This is a genomic window from Pseudomonas sp. C2.3V (assembly GCF_058536325.1).
In genome coordinates, this window is the sequence record NZ_JBZUBN010000001.1 from 3645269 (window position 1) to 3663668 (window position 18400).

Sequence of the window (18400 nt, forward strand, 5' to 3'; positions counted from 1 at the left end):
GCATTGGACTGGCCTATGAGACGGTTCCACTCCCTCATCAAGGAGCAGAATCATGCGAACGCTAGGACTTCTTGCCGGCATGAGCTGGGAAAGCTCGGTCACGTACTATCGCCTTCTCAATCAAATCGCCCGACAGCGCCTTGGTGGTCTGCACTCGGCACCACTGCTTATGTGGTCGGTCGATTTTGCAAAGGTTGCCGAGCTGCAACATCACGGCGATTGGGATGGTTGCGCCAGACTGCTGATAGATGCAGCACGCCGCCTGGAAACGGCAGGCGCCGAAGGTCTGCTCATCTGCACCAACACCATGCACAAGCTGGCCGAACCTATCCAGGCGGCAATTAATATTCCGTTGATCCACATCGCTGACGCGACCGCAAAAGCGTTAACGAAAGCTGGTATGCAACGCCCCGCCCTGCTCGCCACACGCTTTACCATGGAGCAGGATTTCTATGTCGGCCAATTGCGCGCCCACGGTCTGGACCCACGTATCCCGGACGCCCCAGGTCGCGAGCGGGTTCACCAGATCATTTATGAAGAGCTGTGCCAGGGCGTGGTTCGGGACGAATCCAGACAGACCTATGTGGCAGAAATCGGAAAGCTGGCCGACCAGGGTGCCGACAGCGTGATCCTAGGCTGTACGGAAATCGGATTACTGCTCAGCCAGAAGGATCTCGCCCTTCCTGTCTTCGATACGACCGAAATTCACGCCGAAGCCGCAATGGATTTTGCTCTAGGTAACGAGACGCTGCCGTAACGCACGGCAGCGTCTGCTCCCTCATTGCTGAAGCACAGAAGCCACGTTGTTCAAGCCATTCTGAACGATGGTCGCCGAGTCATTTCCGCTGTTGAAGTCACCATTGACCAGACCGCCCTGCACCACCGTTGCCACGTTGCCGCTCAGGCTCTGGCTAATACTGGCCTCGTTACCGCCGTTGCTCCAGCTTTGCGTCAGGCTGGCGCTGTTGAAGTCACCGCTTTGGGTGATTTCAGCCATGGCCGTCCCAGTGGGGTTGGCCTGGGTGATGTCGGCCTCGTTGTCATTGCCAGTCTGGGTAATCTCGGCCTGCCGGCTGCCCCAGAACTGGTCAATCGAAGCAGTGTTGCGATCACCCTCCTGGGCAATCCGCGCCACACTGTCATACACCATAGGCCCACCACCACCTTGGGCGGCCGCGGCCTGGTTGGCATTACCGGTTTGACTGACATCAATCACGCTACGGTCCGCCTGTTGGCTTAGTGTTGCGCTATTGGTGGAACCTAGTTGATCGAGATTAATGGTGTTGGTAATCCCATCCTGATTAATCGAAACGGTATTCTCATCACCAATGGAACTGCCACGCACCGTGGCGCCGAGCCCACTCTGCGCGCTGGTCAGCTGGTTGGCGTTACCTTCCTGGCGGAAAATGAACGACGCATTCGAGCCTTGATCAACCGTCGCGGAATTGCCATTACCTACTTGATCCAATGTCATCTCGGAAAGATAACGTGAGGTACTCTGAGTGACAGACGCCAGATTTTCGTTACCGTTTTGGGTAACCGTAGCAACAGCTCCCGAATCGCTACTGCCCTGCTCCAGGATAATCGTATTGTTATCGCCTAATTGGGTAGTCTGTCCAACACCATAGCCGGTCTGAGTCACCTGAGTGGCGTTGCCGTTACCCACGCTGGAAGTATTAACGGTATTGGCGTACCACTGTTGCTGGATGGTATGTGTATTGTTGTTGCCTTCCTGATAGACCGTGGCCTCGGAGCCCTGCCCATCCTGCTGATACAGCAACACGCTGTTGTCATCGCCTGCCTGGGTTACAGTAGCCGATTGTGAGCCGCTGTCCTGATAAAGATAGGCCGTGTTCCGGTTACCGGTCTGGCCCAGATCGATAGTGTTGGAAGAAAACGCAGTGTCCTGAACAGTCTCCGCGACGTTGTCATCGCCGTTTTGGACAATGGCAGATCGGCCGAAACTTCCCGTCTGTGTTTGCGTCGCCTGATTTCTTGCGCCCTGCTGCTCTAGCGTAGCCTCGTTGTTGTCTCCTGCCTGACTCTGGGTAGCGGTGTTGCTTTCAGCATAGGCATGGCTGCCAATAACCAACATCAAGGCAACAGCCAAGGGTTTTAACCTGAACATATGCACGTCCCTCAATAGCGTTATTGTTGTTGTCCGGGCCTGTATCTCACAGGATCGGACAGGCGGTAACGCACGCCTGGACTACGGCAGTAATTTTCAGGCCCAGACGCTAGAACAACAGGTGCTGCCTCATTCAGAACAACACCTGCACCGTCGGTTATTGCTGAATAACCGAAGCCACATTGTTCATACCGGTTTGAGAGATAGTGGCTACACGCTCACCGACCACTACTTCGCCATTGAGCAGGCCGCCTTGAGTGATACTCGCTACATTACCTGCCACCTGCTGGGTAATTGTGGCCTCGTCGAACCCTACCGTGTCATGTTGAGTAATCGAGGCCTTATGGTTATCCCCAGTCTGCTGAATGCCGGCTGTTGTCCAACCCTCAATATTGCTGTGATCTATAGTCGCCTGGTTGGCTGCTCCGGCTTGCTCGATAAAACCTCTCGCCAAAGGCCCAAAGCTTTGGTTCAACACAGCGCTGTTTGCCTCTCCTTCCTGAAGGACATAGGCACTGCTGTTAGGCTCGTAATCACTAACGTAATCATCTTGCGTAATGGCAGTCTCGTTTCCTGTTCCGGTCTGACGAACAGACGCGGTATGACCAAGCCCTCTTTGAGAGACAGCTATACGGTTGTTATCACCGTTCTGCTCCAGCCATGCATTCAAGTATGTCCCCACTTGACTGGCTTCTATGACGTTGCCATTTCCAACCATGGCGCCGCCCAAAGAGCCTCGCCAGATGCCTTGGTCTGCAACCAGATCATTGCCAGTGCCATCCTGAACGAACTCAAGCGTTGCCATATCGGAACGTTGAGCCAAGTTGGCTGTATTGCCATCACCTACCTGATTCAGGATCAAGTCGATTTGCCCATACCGCGACGAGGTTTGATAAAGCGTCGCCGCCTGGTTTGTACCCTCTTGGTAGACCTCGATATTGCCCCCGGCGTAGCCTACACTTTGGGTCAGCTCAACCGAATTACCCTCGCCTCGCTGCTCAGCATGCGCAGGTCCGCCTCCATACTGCGTAGTGGTTGCGCTATTTCCATTACCCACACTCGTTACGCTTAATTCATTGCCGTAGCGCAGCTGCTGGATGTTATGGATGTTCCCATTCCCCTCCTGATACAAGCTGGCAACCGAGCCATTGCCGTCCTGTTGGTAAAGCGTTATGTCATTGCCATCTCCTCGCTGCAAAACAGTAGCCTGATGTCCGTATCCCAGGTTCTGTTGATTGAGCAGCGCGGTGTTCTGATTGCCAATCTGCTCAAGCCGCAGACTGTTTTCAGGAGTAGAAGCCTGGGATTCTTGCTCGATTTGAGCTGAGTTACCGTTACCGGTCTGCACAACTTCCGAGCGACTGAAGTCACCCCTTTGAATCTGGGCAGCGTTATTACCCTCACCGGCCTGCTCCAGAAGAGTATCGTTGTAGTTACCGTCTTGTGTTTGGATAGCAGCGTTATTTGCGGCAAGGGCATAACTGCCTGAGAGTATCAGCAGTGCCATAGCCAAGGGCTTGAGCGTAAACATATAGAAGTACCTCTATGAGGTCACACGAACGGACGAACTCTGTTCTTACCAGCCCAGTATTCAGGGCTGGCGCTAACCATGTCAGCGCCAGCTGCTTACATCACTGCTGGGTAATCCTGGCAATGTTTCCTGTACCGTTCTGCAGGACGGTAGCTGAGTTGCCGTTCACATCTACTGGCGTGGCCTGAGTAATGGCAACCTGATTGGAGAAGCCTATCTGGCTGACCGCAGCCAGGCTGTTGTTGCCAGACTGGTCGATTGTGGCGAGGTTACCGTCACCCTCCTGTACGAGATCTACACGAGCGAAATACAGGTCCTGGGTAATAGCAGCCACGTTGTCATTGCCCGTAGAGCGTCCTGTAATGGTGCCGCTGATACTAAGCTGATCAATTGTCAGGTCGTTATTATTGCCCTGCTGGGCAAAATCAACCGTACTAAATCCACCGTTTTGATTGATCGTGGCGGTATTGGTATCACCTTCCTGCGCTAATGCCACACTGGTCGCAGGGTAGCGACCTGAGCTCTGGGTAACGGAAGCCAGGTTTTCATTGCCGTTCTGCTGGATTGTGGCTGTACCACCTGAGGAGCCGCCGGTTTGATCCAGGTTGATAACATTGTTATCGCCTGTCTGTATCGCGTCTGCCTGCATTCCGTGCCGTTGTATAGCATTCAGAGCGTTGCCATTACCCACCGTACGTGCTGTCAGCTCGTTGCCGCCATAGCCGTTCTGCTCAACATTGTGCGTATTGTTGCTGCCTTCCTGATACAGCGTAGCGACAGCGCCATTACCGCCTTGCTGATACAACGCTACGGTGTTTGTATCGCCCAACTGGGTAACAGTGGCGCTATGCTCTAGATCGAAGCTCTGCTGGTAGACCTGGGCTACGTTGCTATTTCCTGTCTGATAAAGATCAACCGTACTCCCAAGCCCCAGCTGCGTTGTTTCAGCCGCATTGGTGGCCCCATTCTGAGTAATAGCCGAGCGATGTCCGTTGCCCTCTTGAGTTTGGGTAGCGGTATTGCCTTCGCCCGTCTGCTCCAGTGTCGTTTCGTTGTAATTACCGTCCTGCGTTTGGGTAGCGGTGTTGTTTGCAGCCAGGGCATAGCTGCCGGAGAGCATCAGCAATGCTACAACCAGGGGTTTGAGTTTGAACATGAGAGATCCCTCTAGACGTATAAGTTAACCACTAAGGCCCATACCGAGCGCAGGGAATGATCCCTACGCCTGGTTAGGTAAATGGGACCGCTACGCTTGGGCAGGCAGTAACAGCCCCAAATGCTCTACTGACTGCTACTGTTGGGTAATCCTGGCCACGTTGCCGGTACCGCTCTGCATGACGGTCGCTGCGCTCCCTTCACCGAATACACCAGCTATACCGGTTTGCATCAGCGCAACCTGATTGGCGGAGCCCATTTGATTGACGGTTGCGATACTTCCACTGCCGCCCTGGTTGATCGTGGCCAGGTTGGCATCACCCTCCTGCACCAGATCTACCTTCGTGTAGTAGTCACCTTGCATGATGCTGGCAACGTTGTTGTCACCGACTGAACGCCCGGAAATGGCTCCGTTAGTGCTGAACTGATCGACATTCAACTCGTTGTTGCTACCCTCCTGGGTAAACTCAACTACGTCAAAGCCGCCACGCTGACTGATGGTCGACGTATTGGCATCGCCGTCCTGCGTCAGCGTCACTCGCCCGGCAGGGTAGCGGCCCGAGGTCTGCGTTACCGACGCCAGGTTGCTGTTGCCGTCTTGGGTAATCGTGGTCCAGCTTCCGCCCATACTGCCCGTCTGATCCAGACTGATGAGGTTGTTGTCTCCGGTCTGGATAGTCTGTGCAAATACACCCTCATTGCGTTGAATGGCATCAAGCCTATTGCCGGTACCTACCGTACGCGCTACCAGCTCCTTGAAACCTTCACCGTTCTGTTCAACTTCATGGATATTGTTGTTGCCCTCTTGGTACAGAGTCGCCACGGAGCCATTACCGTTCTGCTGGTACAGCGTCACGTGGTTCGTATCGCCCAACTGGGTAACGGTAGCGCTATGCCCATAGATAAAGCTCTCCTGGTAGACCAGAGCTATGTTGCTATCACCCGTCTGGTAGAGAGCGACCGCATTTTCAAGTCCTAGCTGCGTCGTTTCAGCCGAGTTAATGGACCCATTCTGGGTAATGGCGGAGCGATGCGCTGAGCCAGTCTGGGTCTGCGTCGCAGTATTGCCCTGCCCGCTCTGTTCAAGAATAACTTCGTTGTTATCGCCATCCTGCGCCTGGGTGGCACTATGGCTAGCAGCAAAGGCGGTAGTACCAAGGGAGACGAGAAGAATTAATGCCAAAGGCTTGAGCGTAGACATGAGTACTTTCCTTGATTAGTCATAAGGCCAATAAGCTGAGCAAAAGGCAAAGCTGTAAAACCATTAACTACTCATGAAGGCACACGTGAAGGCGTGCCCGGTGACTCCTGTAGCAGTTGATCGGCAGGTTCGATGTCCAGCATCCCCAGCAACGGATCATCCTACTCACCCGTGCGAGCACGTACGGCAACGCCCCACGGTAACAACCTGATCTCCAGCCTGGAGATACGGAGGCGAAGATTCGTGCAAATCCGTCTTTACGAATATCCATCGAACGGTGTAATACGATGAATGGTATTCATCCTAGACACTTGCGCTGGTTTATAAGACAGAACTGTCAGGCACTCGAATCGCCTGGACTGATCTCCACCAACATAATTAAAAACAGGAGCCACCATGCAATTTGTAGTAACCGCCTACGACCATACCGATCCAGAGGCCTTCAATCGTCGACTGGAAAATCGCCAGGCTCATCTGGAAGGAATTCGAGCCATGGCCAAGGAAGGAACATTTATCAGCGGCGGGGCCATTCTGAACGATGAAGGTCGAATGGTAGGCTCGACCGTACATGTCGAATTCGAGAACCGCGAGGCATTGGACCTCTGGTTGAAGAGCGACCCCTATGTCACCGGTCGCGTCTGGAATGAGATAGATGTACGAGAAATCAAGCTCGTTAACATCACCACATGATGCAAAAAGGGCACCTTCCGGTGCCCTTTGCTCTTAGGCGTTTTTCTTTTTGCCGACCGCAATCAGCATAAGCGCACCCAGACAGCCGGACGTAATCGACCCCAGCAGTACACCGATCTTGACCGCATCCACCAGTTCTGGCGAATTGGGGAATGCCAGCAGGCCGATGAAGAGGCTCATCGTGAAGCCGATTCCACACAGCAGGCCGATCCCGTACAGCTGCTTCCAGGTGGCATGTTCCGGCAGTTCGGCCAGTCCCAGGCGAATACTCAACCAGGCAAACGAGAATACGCCCACCTGCTTGCCAACCAAGAGGCCCAGCGCGATCCCCAGCGGAACCGAGCCCATCACGGAGGCAAGGCTCACGCCATTGAACGAGACACCAGCGTTGGCGAATCCAAAGATCGGAATGACCAGAAACGCGGTGTAAGGGTGCAATGTATGCTCAAGACGCTCCAGCGGCGGATGCTTCGAGCCGGTACGCAGCGGGATGGTCAGGGCCAGCGCTACCCCGGCCAGTGTCGCGTGTACGCCCGATTTGAACACGAAGAACCACAACACGATACCGACCAGCAGATATGGCAGGATTCGCGTTACGCCCAGCTTGTTCATGGCAATCAGCACCAGCAGGGTGAGACCCGCCAGTCCCAACATCGGCAGGGACAGATCTGCCGTGTAGAACACCGCAATGATGCACACGGCGAACAGGTCGTCGAGAATCGCAAGCGCGGTCAGAAAGATCTTGAGCGATACCGGAATACGCGAGCCCAGCAGGGAGAGTACCCCGAGTGCAAAGGCGATATCGGTCGCCGTGGGAATCGCCCAGCCTTGAAGTAAATGCGCATCGTCATGGTTGAGTGCCGCATAAATCACCGCTGGCACGACCGCCCCGCCTAATGCCGCCAGCCCTGGCAGTGCACGCCGTCCCCAAGTGGACAACTGCCCGACCAGCATTTCACGTTTGATTTCGAGCCCGACCAGCAGGAAGAAGACGGCCATGAGCGCATCGTTGATCCAGTGCAGGACACTCATGCCCAGCACGTAGCGCTCCAGGGTGCTGAAGTACACACTGGCCAGCGGCGAATTCGCCACAATCAAAGCAATGGCTGCCACTGCCATCAGAAGCAATCCGCCTGAGGCCTCGCTTGTCAGAAAGGCCCTGTAAAAGGCCTGAAGGCCATTCGAGCCCCGGATCTTGTTGTCTTGCATCTTTTCAACCTCACTCCTGAAAATGTAATCGAAGCCTTAAGGGCTTTTCTCTGATGTGTTGTTATCGGATACGACCACGGCATCCCGCGGCCAGGCGCTCCAAAGCGCCTTGAACAGGGTCGCCAGCGGGATCGCAAAGAAGATTCCCCAAAAGCCCAGGGTGCCGCCAAAAAAGAGAATGGCCAGGATAATGGCTACCGGATGCAGATTGACGGCACCTGAAAACAGCAGCGGTGACAATACATTTCCATCCAGTATCTGAATGATGGTGTAAGCCAGAATCGCATACAGGAACTGATCGCCCAGACCAAAGCTAAAGCCTGCCACAGCCGCAACGGGCAAGGTCGCGACGGCAGCACCGATGAAGGGAATCAGCACGGACAGACCGACCACCAGCCCGAGCAACATGGCATAGGGCAACCCCAGGATATAAAACGTGGCGTAGCTAACCGCCGCCACGATCACAATCTCGATGACCTTGCCGCGCACATAGTTGGCGATCTGCTCGTCGACCTCCTTCCATACTCGGGTCATCAGGGTCCGCTTACGGGGAAGTACGGACAGGAAGAAGCCCACCAGCAGGTCCTTGTCCTTGAGCATGAAAAAACCAGGATCGGCACCAGTACCAGAAACGTACCAAAGGCGATGATATTGCCCAGCGAGGTCAACGACAGCCGGACCGCTCGTTGCGCAAGGGCAGTCAGCTCACTGCCTGCCGTCCCGATCCAGCCCTGAATCTGCTCATGAGTAACGACACTGGGATAGCGCTGCTGAAGCTCATCCAAGAGGACCTGAGCCTGAGCAAACATCCGGGGCGACTCTTGCAACAGCGTCACCAGCTGATCCCATACCAGCGGGAGCACAAACAACAAGAGGCCCAGGAATATGCCTAAAAAAGACAGGAACATGAGCGATATTGCCCAAATCCGGGGTACTCTCCAGTGCTCCAGACGGCTGACGCCACCCTGTAGGAGAAAGGCGACGACCAGCGCCGTCAGGAACGGCGCCAGGGGCTTGCCCAACAACATGACCAGAGCAAAGCCCAGGATAAGCAAGACGCTGAGAACCACCGCTTCATCTTGGGAGAAATAGCGGGCAAACCACTGGGTAATGACGCGCCTGATCGCCATGACTAATGCCCTCCACGCTGGGCAGGTTCAGGTCGGCAACCTGAAAAGACAGCGATCAACAGTGAAGTGAATCTGCTTGGGAAGTCGAAGCCCTCAGGAAACAACTGGACGAATGCGGCTCCTGACATGTTTCTCCTTCGTCATCCTGTTTAACGAACACGATCGGCAAGGAAACCATATTTTTCAGCCCAATGCTCAACAGCTGTTTTTCACAAAATGTCCGAGCTAGTGCGTCTAGGCGCTTGAATTCTGATAATTCAGCCATACCACTAGCGCTTGCGGCAGTGTTTGTTGACCTCAGATACCTCCAAGCGCTCCGCCTGAAAGAAAGACTTAATGATCCTGAATGCGTGGATAGGTCAAACTTATGAGATTGATGCCCACATTCAATTAAGTCTAATGTGCATAAGCGAGTATCTTATCCCTCGCCAATTCTTAACCCCTGATGGAGATTCAGTGATGTCTTTGATCAATTCCGAGATCAAACCGTTTAAAGCTACAGCGTACAAGGATGGCAAGTTCATCGATCTGACTGAAGCTGACTTCAAAGGCAAGTGGTCCCTGGTTGTTTTCTACCCGGCTGACTTCACCTTCGTTTGCCCGACTGAGCTGGAAGACCTGGCTGACCTGTACCCTGAATTCCAAAAGCTGGGCGTAGAGATCTACGGCGTATCGTGCGATACCCACTTCGCTCACAAAGCGTGGCACGACACTTCCGACGCTATCAAGAAGGTTCAGTACGCCCTGGTTGGCGACCCGACTGCAACTCTGGCTCGCAACTTCGACGTTCTGATCGAAGAAGAAGGCCTGGCGCTGCGTGGTTCCTTCCTGATCAACCCGGAAGGCCAGATCAAGCTGTGTGAAGTACACGACAACGGCATCGGCCGCGACGCGTCCGAAATGCTGCGTAAGGTCAAGGCTGCTCAGTACGTTGCCTCCCACCCGGGCGAAGTTTGCCCTGCCAAGTGGAAAGAAGGCGAAGCTACTCTGAGCCCGTCTCTGGACCTGGTTGGCAAGATCTAAACGCCAACACACGGTTATCTGCGCTTAGGAGCCGGCTTCCGGCTCCCTCTAGTGCCCGAACGCCCGGGCGGAACACGTCCGGGCGTTTTTATTCCCGGAATTTGTCGAGAGGTAATGCCTCATGTTGGACGCCAGTCTTAAAACTCAGCTTAAAGCCTATCTGGAAAAGGTTACCAAACCCTTCGAGATCGTCGCGTCCCTTGATGACGGCGCTAAATCTCAAGAAATGTTGGGTCTGCTCCAGGACATCGTCAGCCTGACTGACAAGATCACCCTGCGCACCGATGGCAATGATGCTCGCACGCCTTCGTTTGCCCTGAACCGTCCGGGTGAAAACATCAGCCTGCGCTTTGCCGGTCTGCCCATGGGTCACGAGTTCACCTCGCTGGTTCTGGCGCTGCTGCAAGTGGGCGGTCACCCGTCCAAGGCCAGTGCAGATACTCTGGAAGCGATCCGCTCGCTCAAGGGCGAATTCAATTTCGAAACCTACTTCTCGCTGTCCTGCCAGAACTGCCCGGACGTTGTTCAGGCGCTGAACCTGATGGCCGTACTGAACCCGAACATCCGCCACGTTGCGGTCGACGGTGCGCTGTTCCAGGACGAAGTTACCGAGCGCCAGATCATGGCCGTGCCCAGCATCTATCTGAACGGCGAACCGTTCGGTCAGGGCCGCATGGGTCTGGAAGAAATCCTGGCCAAGCTCGATACCGGCGCCAGTGCCCGTGACGCTGAAAAGCTCAGCGCCAAGGACACCTTTGACGTACTGGTTATCGGTGGTGGTCCTGCCGGTGCTTCCGCTGCGGTGTATGCTGCCCGTAAAGGTATTCGTACCGGTGTTGCAGCCGAGCGTTTTGGCGGTCAGGTACTCGATACTCTGGCGATTGAAAACTTCATTTCCATCAAGGAAACCGAAGGCCCGAAACTGGCCGTAGCCCTTGAAGAGCACGTGAAGCAGTACGACGTCGACATCATGAACCTGCAGCGTGCCGAGCAACTGATCCCTGCCACCGAGGCGGGTCAGCTGCACGAAGTCAAGTTTGCCAATGGTGCTTCGCTCAAGTCCAAGACGCTGATCATCTCCACCGGTGCTCGTTGGCGTGAAATGAATGTCCCGGGTGAGAAGGAATACCGTAACCGTGGTGTAGCCTACTGCCCGCATTGCGACGGCCCGCTGTTCAAGGGCAAGCGCGTTGCAGTTATCGGTGGCGGCAACTCCGGTGTGGAAGCGGCAATCGACCTGGCCGGTATCGTGGCACACGTGACCCTGATCGAGTTTGACAGCCAGCTGCGTGCGGATGCGGTACTACAGCGCAAACTGCACAGCCTGCCGAATGTGACCGTGATCACCAGCGCCCTGACCAGTGAAGTGAAAGGTGACGGCCAGAAAGTGGTTGGCTTGACCTACAAGGACCGCAACTCCAGCGAGTTCAAGTCCATCGACCTGGAAGGTATCTTCGTCCAGATCGGTCTGGTCCCCAACACCGAATGGCTCAAGGGCACCGTCGAGCTGTCACCCCGTGGCGAGATCGTTGTAGATAGCCGTGGCGAAACCTCGCTGCCGGGTATCTTTGCGGCCGGCGACGTAACAACCGTACCGTACAAGCAGATCGTGATCGCGGTCGGCGAAGGTGCGAAGGCTTCCCTGGCTGCATTCGATTATCTGATCCGCCAGGTGTAAGTTTGACTGTGTACCGCTCTGCCGGTACACAGGACTCTCAAAACGCAGGGTATCTAAGATGCCCTGCGTTTTTTATTGCTCGTTGATCAGTCTTTCTGGGTATTGCAGGCCGCAAGGCCTCCCTCGATGGAGACGACTTGGGTGTATCCCATGCGCTGCAGGCTTTCGGCGGCCAACGCTCCCCGGTTACCGCCACCGCAATAGCAGACGATCGGTGTGGCCTTGCTGGCTGCCAGTTCGCCGATGTGCATTTCAAGAATTCCCCGACTCATGTGGGTCGCGCCGTCCAGGTGCCCCCGTTCGAACTCGTCCCGCTCCCGAACGTCCAGAAGCAGCGCGCCCTGATCGACCAATTGCTCGGCCTCAACGGGCGAAACCTGCCGAATACGAGACTTGGCGTCGGCTGCAAGTTTGAGAAAATCGTCTGAATGGTTAGCCATAGTGCATCCTCTCTTCTGCAGCCAAGCTGCTCCTTGTCACATGAATACGACGTGCATTAACAACCCTACTGTTGCACAGGCTAGCAGCACTTCCATAACTGTGCGCTTGAACCGGAAGAGCGCTATCGCTGCCAGGAGTGTGATCAGAGCGGAGAGTAGGTCGAACGATCCGCTCAAGCCCTGCGGCCAGAATACGTGGTAGCCGAAGAACAAGGCCAGATTCAGGATTACGCCGACGACCGCCGCGGTAATGGCGGTGAGCGGAGCTGTGAAGCCCACCACATTATGGGTGGACTCCACCAGAGGCCCGCCGGCCAGAATGAAAAGAAACGAAGGCAGAAAGGTAAACCAGGTCACCAGCACGGCAGCCAATGCCCCAGCGGCAAACATGTGCTCGCTCCCTAACGCCGCCTGCCCATATCCGCCTAAAAACGCGACAAACGCCACCACCATGATCAATGGTCCGGGTGTGGTTTCACCCAGGGCAAGACCATCGATCATCTGGCTTGGGCTCAGCCAGCCGTAGTGTGTGACGGCACCCTGATATACATAGGGCAATACCGCATAGGCACCGCCAAAGGTCAGCAGTGCAGCCTTGGTAAAAAACCAGCCCATCTGGGTGAAGGTATGAGTCCAGCCAAACAGATAGACCAAGGTCAGCATCGGCACGATCCAGAGAAATATACCCATGATTAACAGTTGCGCCAGCCGCGACCAGCGAAAACGGGCATGCGCTGGCGGTGGCGTGTCATCATCGATCAGCGCGGGTCCGAACGAAGCCGCCTGATTGGCATGCCCTCCCCCTACCCTGAACCGCTCCGGAGCGTACCGGCCTCCAAGAAAGCCAATAACCGCCGCAGACAGTACGATCAGGGGAAACGGCACGTTGAAGGCAAACAAGGCGATGAACGAAGCCGCCGCAATGGACCAGAGCCAATGGTTTTTCAAGGTACGTGTTCCGATGCGATGGGCCGCCTGTACGACAATGGCGGTCACCGCTGGCTTGATGCCGTAAAAGATACCTGCCACAACCGGAGCGTTGCCCCAGGCCAGATAGATCCATGATAGGGCGATCAGGATAAGCAGCGAAGGCAATATAAAGAGCGCTCCGGCGATCACCCCACCCCAGGTCCGGTGCATCAACCAGCCGATATAGGTCGCCAATTGTTGGGCTTCAGGTCCGGGCAGTACCATGCAGTAGTTGAGCGCATGGAGAAAGCGCCGCTCGGAAATCCAGCGTCGGCGCTCCACCAACTCCTGATGCATGATTGCGATCTGCCCAGCCGGTCCGCCAAAGCTGATAAAGCCCAGCTTGAGCCAGAATAGAAACGCCTGAAACAGGCCTACCGGGGCAGGAAGCGACAAGCGAGGCTCGGAAGAAGGCATGTTGAATCCTGTCGTTGACCAAGACCCGGTTATATCACTTGCCGCTGTCGCCTACCTCCTCAGCGTACCGGACAGATCCCGTCTCTGTTGATCTCAACCGTGATGTGGACAAGCTCTTCATGGACGGAAAGCTGCTGTTTGAAGTCTTCAGGCGAGGCATCACTGGTCGTGGCGATACTGACGATGCAGGCGTACTTGCCCTTACCTACCTTCCAGACATGCAGATCACAGATCTTGGCCTCGATAGGGCTCTCTGCGATCACATCCCTGACCTCCTGTACCACCGGATCGTCCATCTGCGCATCCAGCAGCACACGCCCGGTTTGCTTGATGAGCCCAACGGCCCAGATGGCGACCAGTATGCCGCCTACGATTCCCATGACCGGGTCGAGCCAGCTGGCCCCCCAGAGCATGCCGCCAATCAGCGCGACGATAGCCAGGACGGAGGTTGCCGCATCAGTAATGACATGGATGTAGGCCGAACGCAGATTCAGGTCCTGATGCTCACCGTGGACATGATGATGATCGTGACCATGATCATCATCATGCCCGTGAGAATCCTTGAGCAGCCACGCACACACCAGATTGACCAGCAATCCCAGAATGGCGATGGCGATGGCGATGGCCTGCGTATAGTGAATCGGAGCAGGTGTCACGAGCCTGATCACGGATTCATACAGCATCAACAGAGCGATGCCAATCAGCGCTAGCGCACTGGTATAGCCAGCCAGCACCTCCATTTTCCATGTTCCAAACGCAAAGCGTGCGTCGGTCGCATACCGTCTGGCCGCCGCATAGGCGAACAGCGAAAGCCCCAGCGCCAGCACGTGGGAACTCATGTGCCAGCCATCCGCCAGCAGTGCCATGGAGTTGAAGGCCCAGCCGCCCGCAATCTCGATCACCATCATGATGGCGGTGAAAATCACGGCGCGGCGGGTATTCTTTTCCGCCAGCGGGTTTCCCTCGTTGAAGACGTGCGGGTGAGAACAGGAATGCTCAAGCGAAGATCGGGACATCGGAATGCTCTATCCAGAAAGGCCAGGAAAACAGCGTTAGCGTTTGGACCACAGCATCGCGATTTTCACCCATTTTCCAGGTCCGGGCCTCGCGAGCCCCAATGAAAAAGGCTCGCCGTAGCGAGCCTTTGTTTATTTGCTGGCGAAGTATTCTCGCGTCAGCCGGAGCACCACCGGACTGAGCAACAGCAGCGAGATCAGGTTAGGAATGGCCATCAGACCATTGAGCGTATCGGCCAGCAGCCAGGCGAAGTCCAACTGTGCAATCGCCCCAAAGGGAACGGCCAGCACGAAGATGATGCGGAACGGCAGAATGGTCTTGGTACCGGCAAGAAACTCCCAGCAGCGCTCGCAGTAATAGCTCCACCCCAGGATGGTGGTAAAGGCGAATACCACCAGGGCGATGGTCAGGATGATGCCGCCAAAACCGGGCAGCGCCGTCTCGAAGGCCGCCGCTGACAAGGCCGCCCCACTCTGCCCGCTCGTCCAGACGCCGGAGCAGATAATGGCAAGACCCGTCATGGTGCAGATGATTAGGGTATCGATAAACGTTCCGAGCATACCGATCATGCCTGAGCGTACGGCGCTGTTGGTCGTACCGGCTGCCTGGGCGATACCGGCGGTGCCCAACCCGGCTTCGTTGGAGAAGACGCCACGCGCCACCCCGAAGCGAATGGCAGCCATGACCGCCGCCCCTGCGAAGCCACCCGTCGCCGCCGCCGGAGTGAAGGCATGGGTGAAGACCAGGCTGAGCGCATGGGGAATTTCGGACGCATGGGTCACCAGCACGGCAATGGCCGCGATGATATAGCCTATGCACATGGCAGGGACCAAGGACGAGGCGACCGCCCCGATCCGCTTAATACCGCCCAGGATCACGAGCCCCACAACCACCATCGTCACGACACCGGTCAACCACAGGGGCACGGAAAAGGTTGTCTCCAGGGCCTGCGCCATACTGTTGACCTGCACCATGTTGCCGATACCGAACCCGGCCAACCCACCGAACAGGGCAAAGGCGCCGCCTAGCCAGGCCCAGCGCTTGCCCAGGCCGTTGCGGATGGCATACATCGGGCCGCCGACATGCTCGCCGCGCTCGTCCTTTTCACGAAAATGCACAGCCAATACTACTTCGGCATATTTGGTAGCCATACCAACCAATGCCGTACACCACATCCAGAACAGCGCGCCGGGGCCACCCAGGAAGATCGCGGTAGCAACACCCGCGATGTTGCCGGTTCCCACGGTGGCAGCCAGGCAGGTCATCAAGGCCTGGAAAGGGCTGATCTCACCGCTTTCGTCGTCATCCTTGTTCCGGCCCTGCCACAACAGGCGAAAGCCGGTGCCCAGTCTTACGATCGGCATCAGTTTGAGGCGTAGCATCAGATAAAGACCCGTGCACAGGATCAGTACCAGCATGGGCACGCCCCAGACAAGGCCATTGAGGTCGTTGACCAGGGTATGGAGAAATTGCACGTAGAACTCCTTACATTCATTCAACGCCAGGAAACGGGCGCTGAGCCATGAGGTCTAGCCAATGAGCGTCGCGCGCTGGAAACCACGCCAGGAAAGCCGAGTACAACTCAGCGGGAAGAAACGTCTGTGCGGTGCTCAATGAGGCTAGTAATAATGCGGCACCCCGGATCAATGGGTAAAACGTCATCCGGAGCGTGGACGGATGCTAGCACGTGTCTTTCGGAACGGGTCGGAAATTAGCACGTCCGCCGTCCTCTCTTCATACCAGGAGCACGCCATGCCGCTTTCCGCCGAAGTCCGCTGGTTTTGGCCCGCACTGCCGGGTACTGATCTGATCGACTGGTTTCACCGGTCCGATCTGTGGGATCAGCCACCGGGAGGTGGAATACGCAAGATGCACCACTACCTCAAGGACGCCAGTCAATCCAACCTCGGTATCAAAACCCGTGGAGACTCAACCGTTGAGGTAAAGGGGCTGGTCATACCTGACTGGCATACTCTGGACGTCTCGCCGTTCAAGGGGCCTGTCGAGTTATGGCATAAATGGCATTCCGAGGCCTTGACGCTGACACCGCATCCTACGGTTGCCGTTCAGAAGCAGCGCTGGCTTCGCCTGTTTACGGTCGAGCAGGCCGCTCTGCGTGAAATTGCATTGGATGAAAACGAATCCCCTTACGAAGCCATGCCGTCCGCAGGCTGTACCGTAGAACTGACTCAACTCTGGGTTGATGGCCATACGGCCGGCTGGACGCTGGGGCTTGAGGCCTTTGGTGATCGGCACGTTCTAGCAGCACATTTGAACGCGGTGGCAGCCTACCTGGGTACTCGCTGCCCACCGAGATGGCCCGAGGCTACACGCAACCATTATCCCGGCTGGCTGAAGCAGCAGGTGGAGCCTTGACGTTATCAACAGCCGGGCCCTCCCAATGCCCGGCTGTATAGTCTCGTTGAAACAGTTTTACCGACCCGGACCGATTGCGGTACAGCTGGTGTCGTTCAGATGCTTTCTCAACGTGGGCCACTGCGGGCGGCTTTGTCCGTTGATAGGCTCGACGGACAGACTGTAATTACCCCAACCCGGACCGGCGGCCCAGTAGGTAGCCGGTACGCAATGCTGCTTGAGGTAGGTCAGCATGTTGTCCATGACCACATTCCAGCGGGAATCGTTATCCGGGACGCCAAACTCTCCAATAAAGCCCTTCTTGTTGTTCTGCTTGAGCCACTCCACAAAGGGCTTCACCCGATTGACGCCAGCCTGGGCAGACAAACTGTCAGCGCTCAGCTGGGTGTAGGAACCACCGCCATCGGCGTCGAAATAGACGTGCGCCTCATAGATCAACTTGTTGACAGGATCCTTCAAGTCCTTGAGAGAGTCGCTCCACACCGGCCACCGTTCGGCGCTGGCCCAGGCATTGCCTTCCACAAAGATCAGGTGAGCTTTGTCAGCCTGCCGGATCCCGTTGATGGCGTACTGCGCCGCTGTAGGCCAGTACGCTACGGCGCCGTTAGGCTCATTCATGATGTCGTAGCCATAAATGGCCGGGTGGCTACCCCACTTCTGAGCGATCCGGTTCCAGACATTCTCGAAGCGATAATACGGTACGCTGCTCGTACCGATGATATGGCCGCGATAGCGCGCATAATTATGCAGATCCAGAATGACCCGGATGTTGTATTTGTGGGCATAGTCCAGTGAACGGGAAATCAGTGAGGCGTAGGTCTGATCGAGGGAATATCCCAGCCCCGGCTGAAGCCGCTCCCACAGAATGGGAAAGCGGACCAGCCTGATTCCTCTTGCACTCCAGTTCTTGAAGGTCTCTTCCTTGGCAAAGATATAGTTCTTCTCATTAATACCCGGCAACACCGTACCTGCAAACTCGGCACCTGCCATATTAAGTCCGACGAGATTAACCTGCTCAGCCTGTACCGCTGTACTTCCCAAAGCCAGTAACGCAGTTAATGAAAGTGCCTTCGATATGCCTCGCGTTATACCAAAGTGTTGGGTTACAGATAAAAAACTCATATTCACCAAATTGCCAGTAACTTTTTTACTCGCGAGCAATGCCCTGACTCAAAAGAGCCATATAAAAAAGTCCCAATTGACCGGCTATATTGTTTTAGCCGACGGTTATTTCATCCTTACGATGAGCTTCCCGACCTCAACCCTGAGTGATGGAAGTATTTGCCAGCTAATCATCGAGCTGGCGACAACAATGAACGGCCTAAAAAGCCGCCATTGAGGGCATGCGTATCGGTGAACAGGCATTGCCCGCACAGTCGAAACGCAACTATTTGCCAATACCAGGAATGGCGAATAATGAGCGGGGGTATGAAAAC

15 protein-coding genes and 1 pseudogene are annotated in these 18400 nt (G+C 55.7%); 5 read left to right on the forward strand and 11 right to left on the reverse strand.

Features of this window, described 5'->3' with window-relative positions:
- Positions 1 to 52 precede the first annotated feature (52 nt).
- Positions 53 to 757 (forward strand): aspartate/glutamate racemase family protein, encoded by a 705-nt coding sequence (locus AC4LF3_RS17355; protein ID WP_491836028.1) that lies wholly within the window; start codon positions 53 to 55, stop codon positions 755 to 757.
- Positions 758 to 778: 21 nt separating this feature from the next.
- Here the strand turns inward: AC4LF3_RS17355 and AC4LF3_RS17360 are convergent, their stop codons facing one another.
- From AC4LF3_RS17360 to AC4LF3_RS17375, 4 genes are all read right to left on the reverse strand, one after another.
- Positions 779 to 2128 (reverse strand): hypothetical protein, encoded by a 1350-nt coding sequence (locus tag AC4LF3_RS17360; protein ID WP_491836030.1) that lies wholly within the window; start codon positions 2126 to 2128, stop codon positions 779 to 781.
- A 157-nt stretch (positions 2129 to 2285) separates the two neighbouring features.
- Positions 2286 to 3659, reverse strand: coding sequence for a hypothetical protein (locus tag AC4LF3_RS17365; RefSeq protein WP_491836032.1), 1374 nt, complete (start codon positions 3657 to 3659; stop codon positions 2286 to 2288).
- A gap of 100 nt (positions 3660 to 3759) precedes the next feature.
- Positions 3760 to 4815: a hypothetical protein gene (locus AC4LF3_RS17370; RefSeq protein ID WP_434135012.1), complete on the reverse strand. Its 1056-nt coding sequence runs from the start codon at positions 4813 to 4815 to the stop codon at positions 3760 to 3762.
- A gap of 135 nt (positions 4816 to 4950) precedes the next feature.
- Positions 4951 to 6015, reverse strand: coding sequence for a hypothetical protein (locus AC4LF3_RS17375; RefSeq protein ID WP_491836034.1), 1065 nt, complete (start codon positions 6013 to 6015; stop codon positions 4951 to 4953).
- 396 nt (positions 6016 to 6411) lie between these two features.
- Between AC4LF3_RS17375 and AC4LF3_RS17380 the strand changes: the two genes are divergently transcribed.
- Positions 6412 to 6705 carry a YciI family protein gene (locus AC4LF3_RS17380; protein WP_010795876.1) on the forward strand — a complete coding sequence of 98 codons (294 nt, stop codon included), beginning with the start codon at positions 6412 to 6414 and terminating at the stop codon, positions 6703 to 6705.
- A gap of 33 nt (positions 6706 to 6738) precedes the next feature.
- Here AC4LF3_RS17380 and nhaA read toward each other — a convergent pair whose 3' ends face one another.
- The gene (nhaA, locus tag AC4LF3_RS17385) at positions 6739 to 7914 is read right to left on the reverse strand and encodes a Na+/H+ antiporter NhaA (RefSeq protein ID WP_010795877.1); all 1176 of its coding nucleotides are present in this window, start codon (positions 7912 to 7914) and stop codon (positions 6739 to 6741) included.
- A 36-nt stretch (positions 7915 to 7950) separates the two neighbouring features.
- Positions 7951 to 9038, reverse strand: a pseudogene (locus AC4LF3_RS17390) (AI-2E family transporter).
- A 465-nt stretch (positions 9039 to 9503) separates the two neighbouring features.
- Here AC4LF3_RS17390 and ahpC point away from each other — a divergent pair.
- A complete protein-coding gene (gene ahpC, locus AC4LF3_RS17395; protein WP_122041560.1) occupies positions 9504 to 10067 on the forward strand; it encodes an alkyl hydroperoxide reductase subunit C in 564 nt (187 codons plus the stop codon).
- Between the two features lie 121 nt (positions 10068 to 10188).
- A complete protein-coding gene (gene ahpF / locus AC4LF3_RS17400) occupies positions 10189 to 11745 on the forward strand; it encodes an alkyl hydroperoxide reductase subunit F (RefSeq protein ID WP_491836037.1) in 1557 nt (518 codons plus the stop codon).
- Between the two features lie 86 nt (positions 11746 to 11831).
- Here the strand turns inward: ahpF and AC4LF3_RS17405 are convergent, their stop codons facing one another.
- The 4 genes from AC4LF3_RS17405 to AC4LF3_RS17420 all read right to left on the reverse strand — a co-directional run bounded on the left by AC4LF3_RS17405 (position 11832) and on the right by AC4LF3_RS17420 (position 16063).
- Positions 11832 to 12185, reverse strand: a complete 354-nt coding sequence (locus tag AC4LF3_RS17405) for a rhodanese-like domain-containing protein (RefSeq protein ID WP_239383362.1) — start codon at positions 12183 to 12185, stop codon at positions 11832 to 11834.
- A 36-nt stretch (positions 12186 to 12221) separates the two neighbouring features.
- Complete coding sequence (gene chrA, locus AC4LF3_RS17410) at positions 12222 to 13571, reverse strand: chromate efflux transporter (protein WP_491836039.1); 1350 nt, start codon at positions 13569 to 13571, stop codon at positions 12222 to 12224.
- Positions 13572 to 13630: 59 nt separating this feature from the next.
- A complete protein-coding gene (gene dmeF / locus AC4LF3_RS17415; protein WP_491836041.1) occupies positions 13631 to 14587 on the reverse strand; it encodes a CDF family Co(II)/Ni(II) efflux transporter DmeF in 957 nt (318 codons plus the stop codon).
- A gap of 132 nt (positions 14588 to 14719) precedes the next feature.
- On the reverse strand, positions 14720 to 16063 hold the full coding sequence (locus AC4LF3_RS17420) for an alanine/glycine:cation symporter family protein (RefSeq protein ID WP_491836043.1): 1344 nt from the start codon (positions 16061 to 16063) through the stop codon (positions 14720 to 14722).
- Between the two features lie 277 nt (positions 16064 to 16340).
- Between AC4LF3_RS17420 and AC4LF3_RS17425 the strand changes: the two genes are divergently transcribed.
- Complete coding sequence (locus AC4LF3_RS17425; RefSeq protein WP_491836045.1) at positions 16341 to 16964, forward strand: hypothetical protein; 624 nt, start codon at positions 16341 to 16343, stop codon at positions 16962 to 16964.
- Positions 16965 to 17021: 57 nt separating this feature from the next.
- Here AC4LF3_RS17425 and AC4LF3_RS17430 read toward each other — a convergent pair whose 3' ends face one another.
- A complete protein-coding gene (locus tag AC4LF3_RS17430; protein WP_010795886.1) occupies positions 17022 to 17954 on the reverse strand; it encodes a glycoside hydrolase family 5 protein in 933 nt (310 codons plus the stop codon).
- Positions 17955 to 18400: the final 446 nt, after the last annotated feature.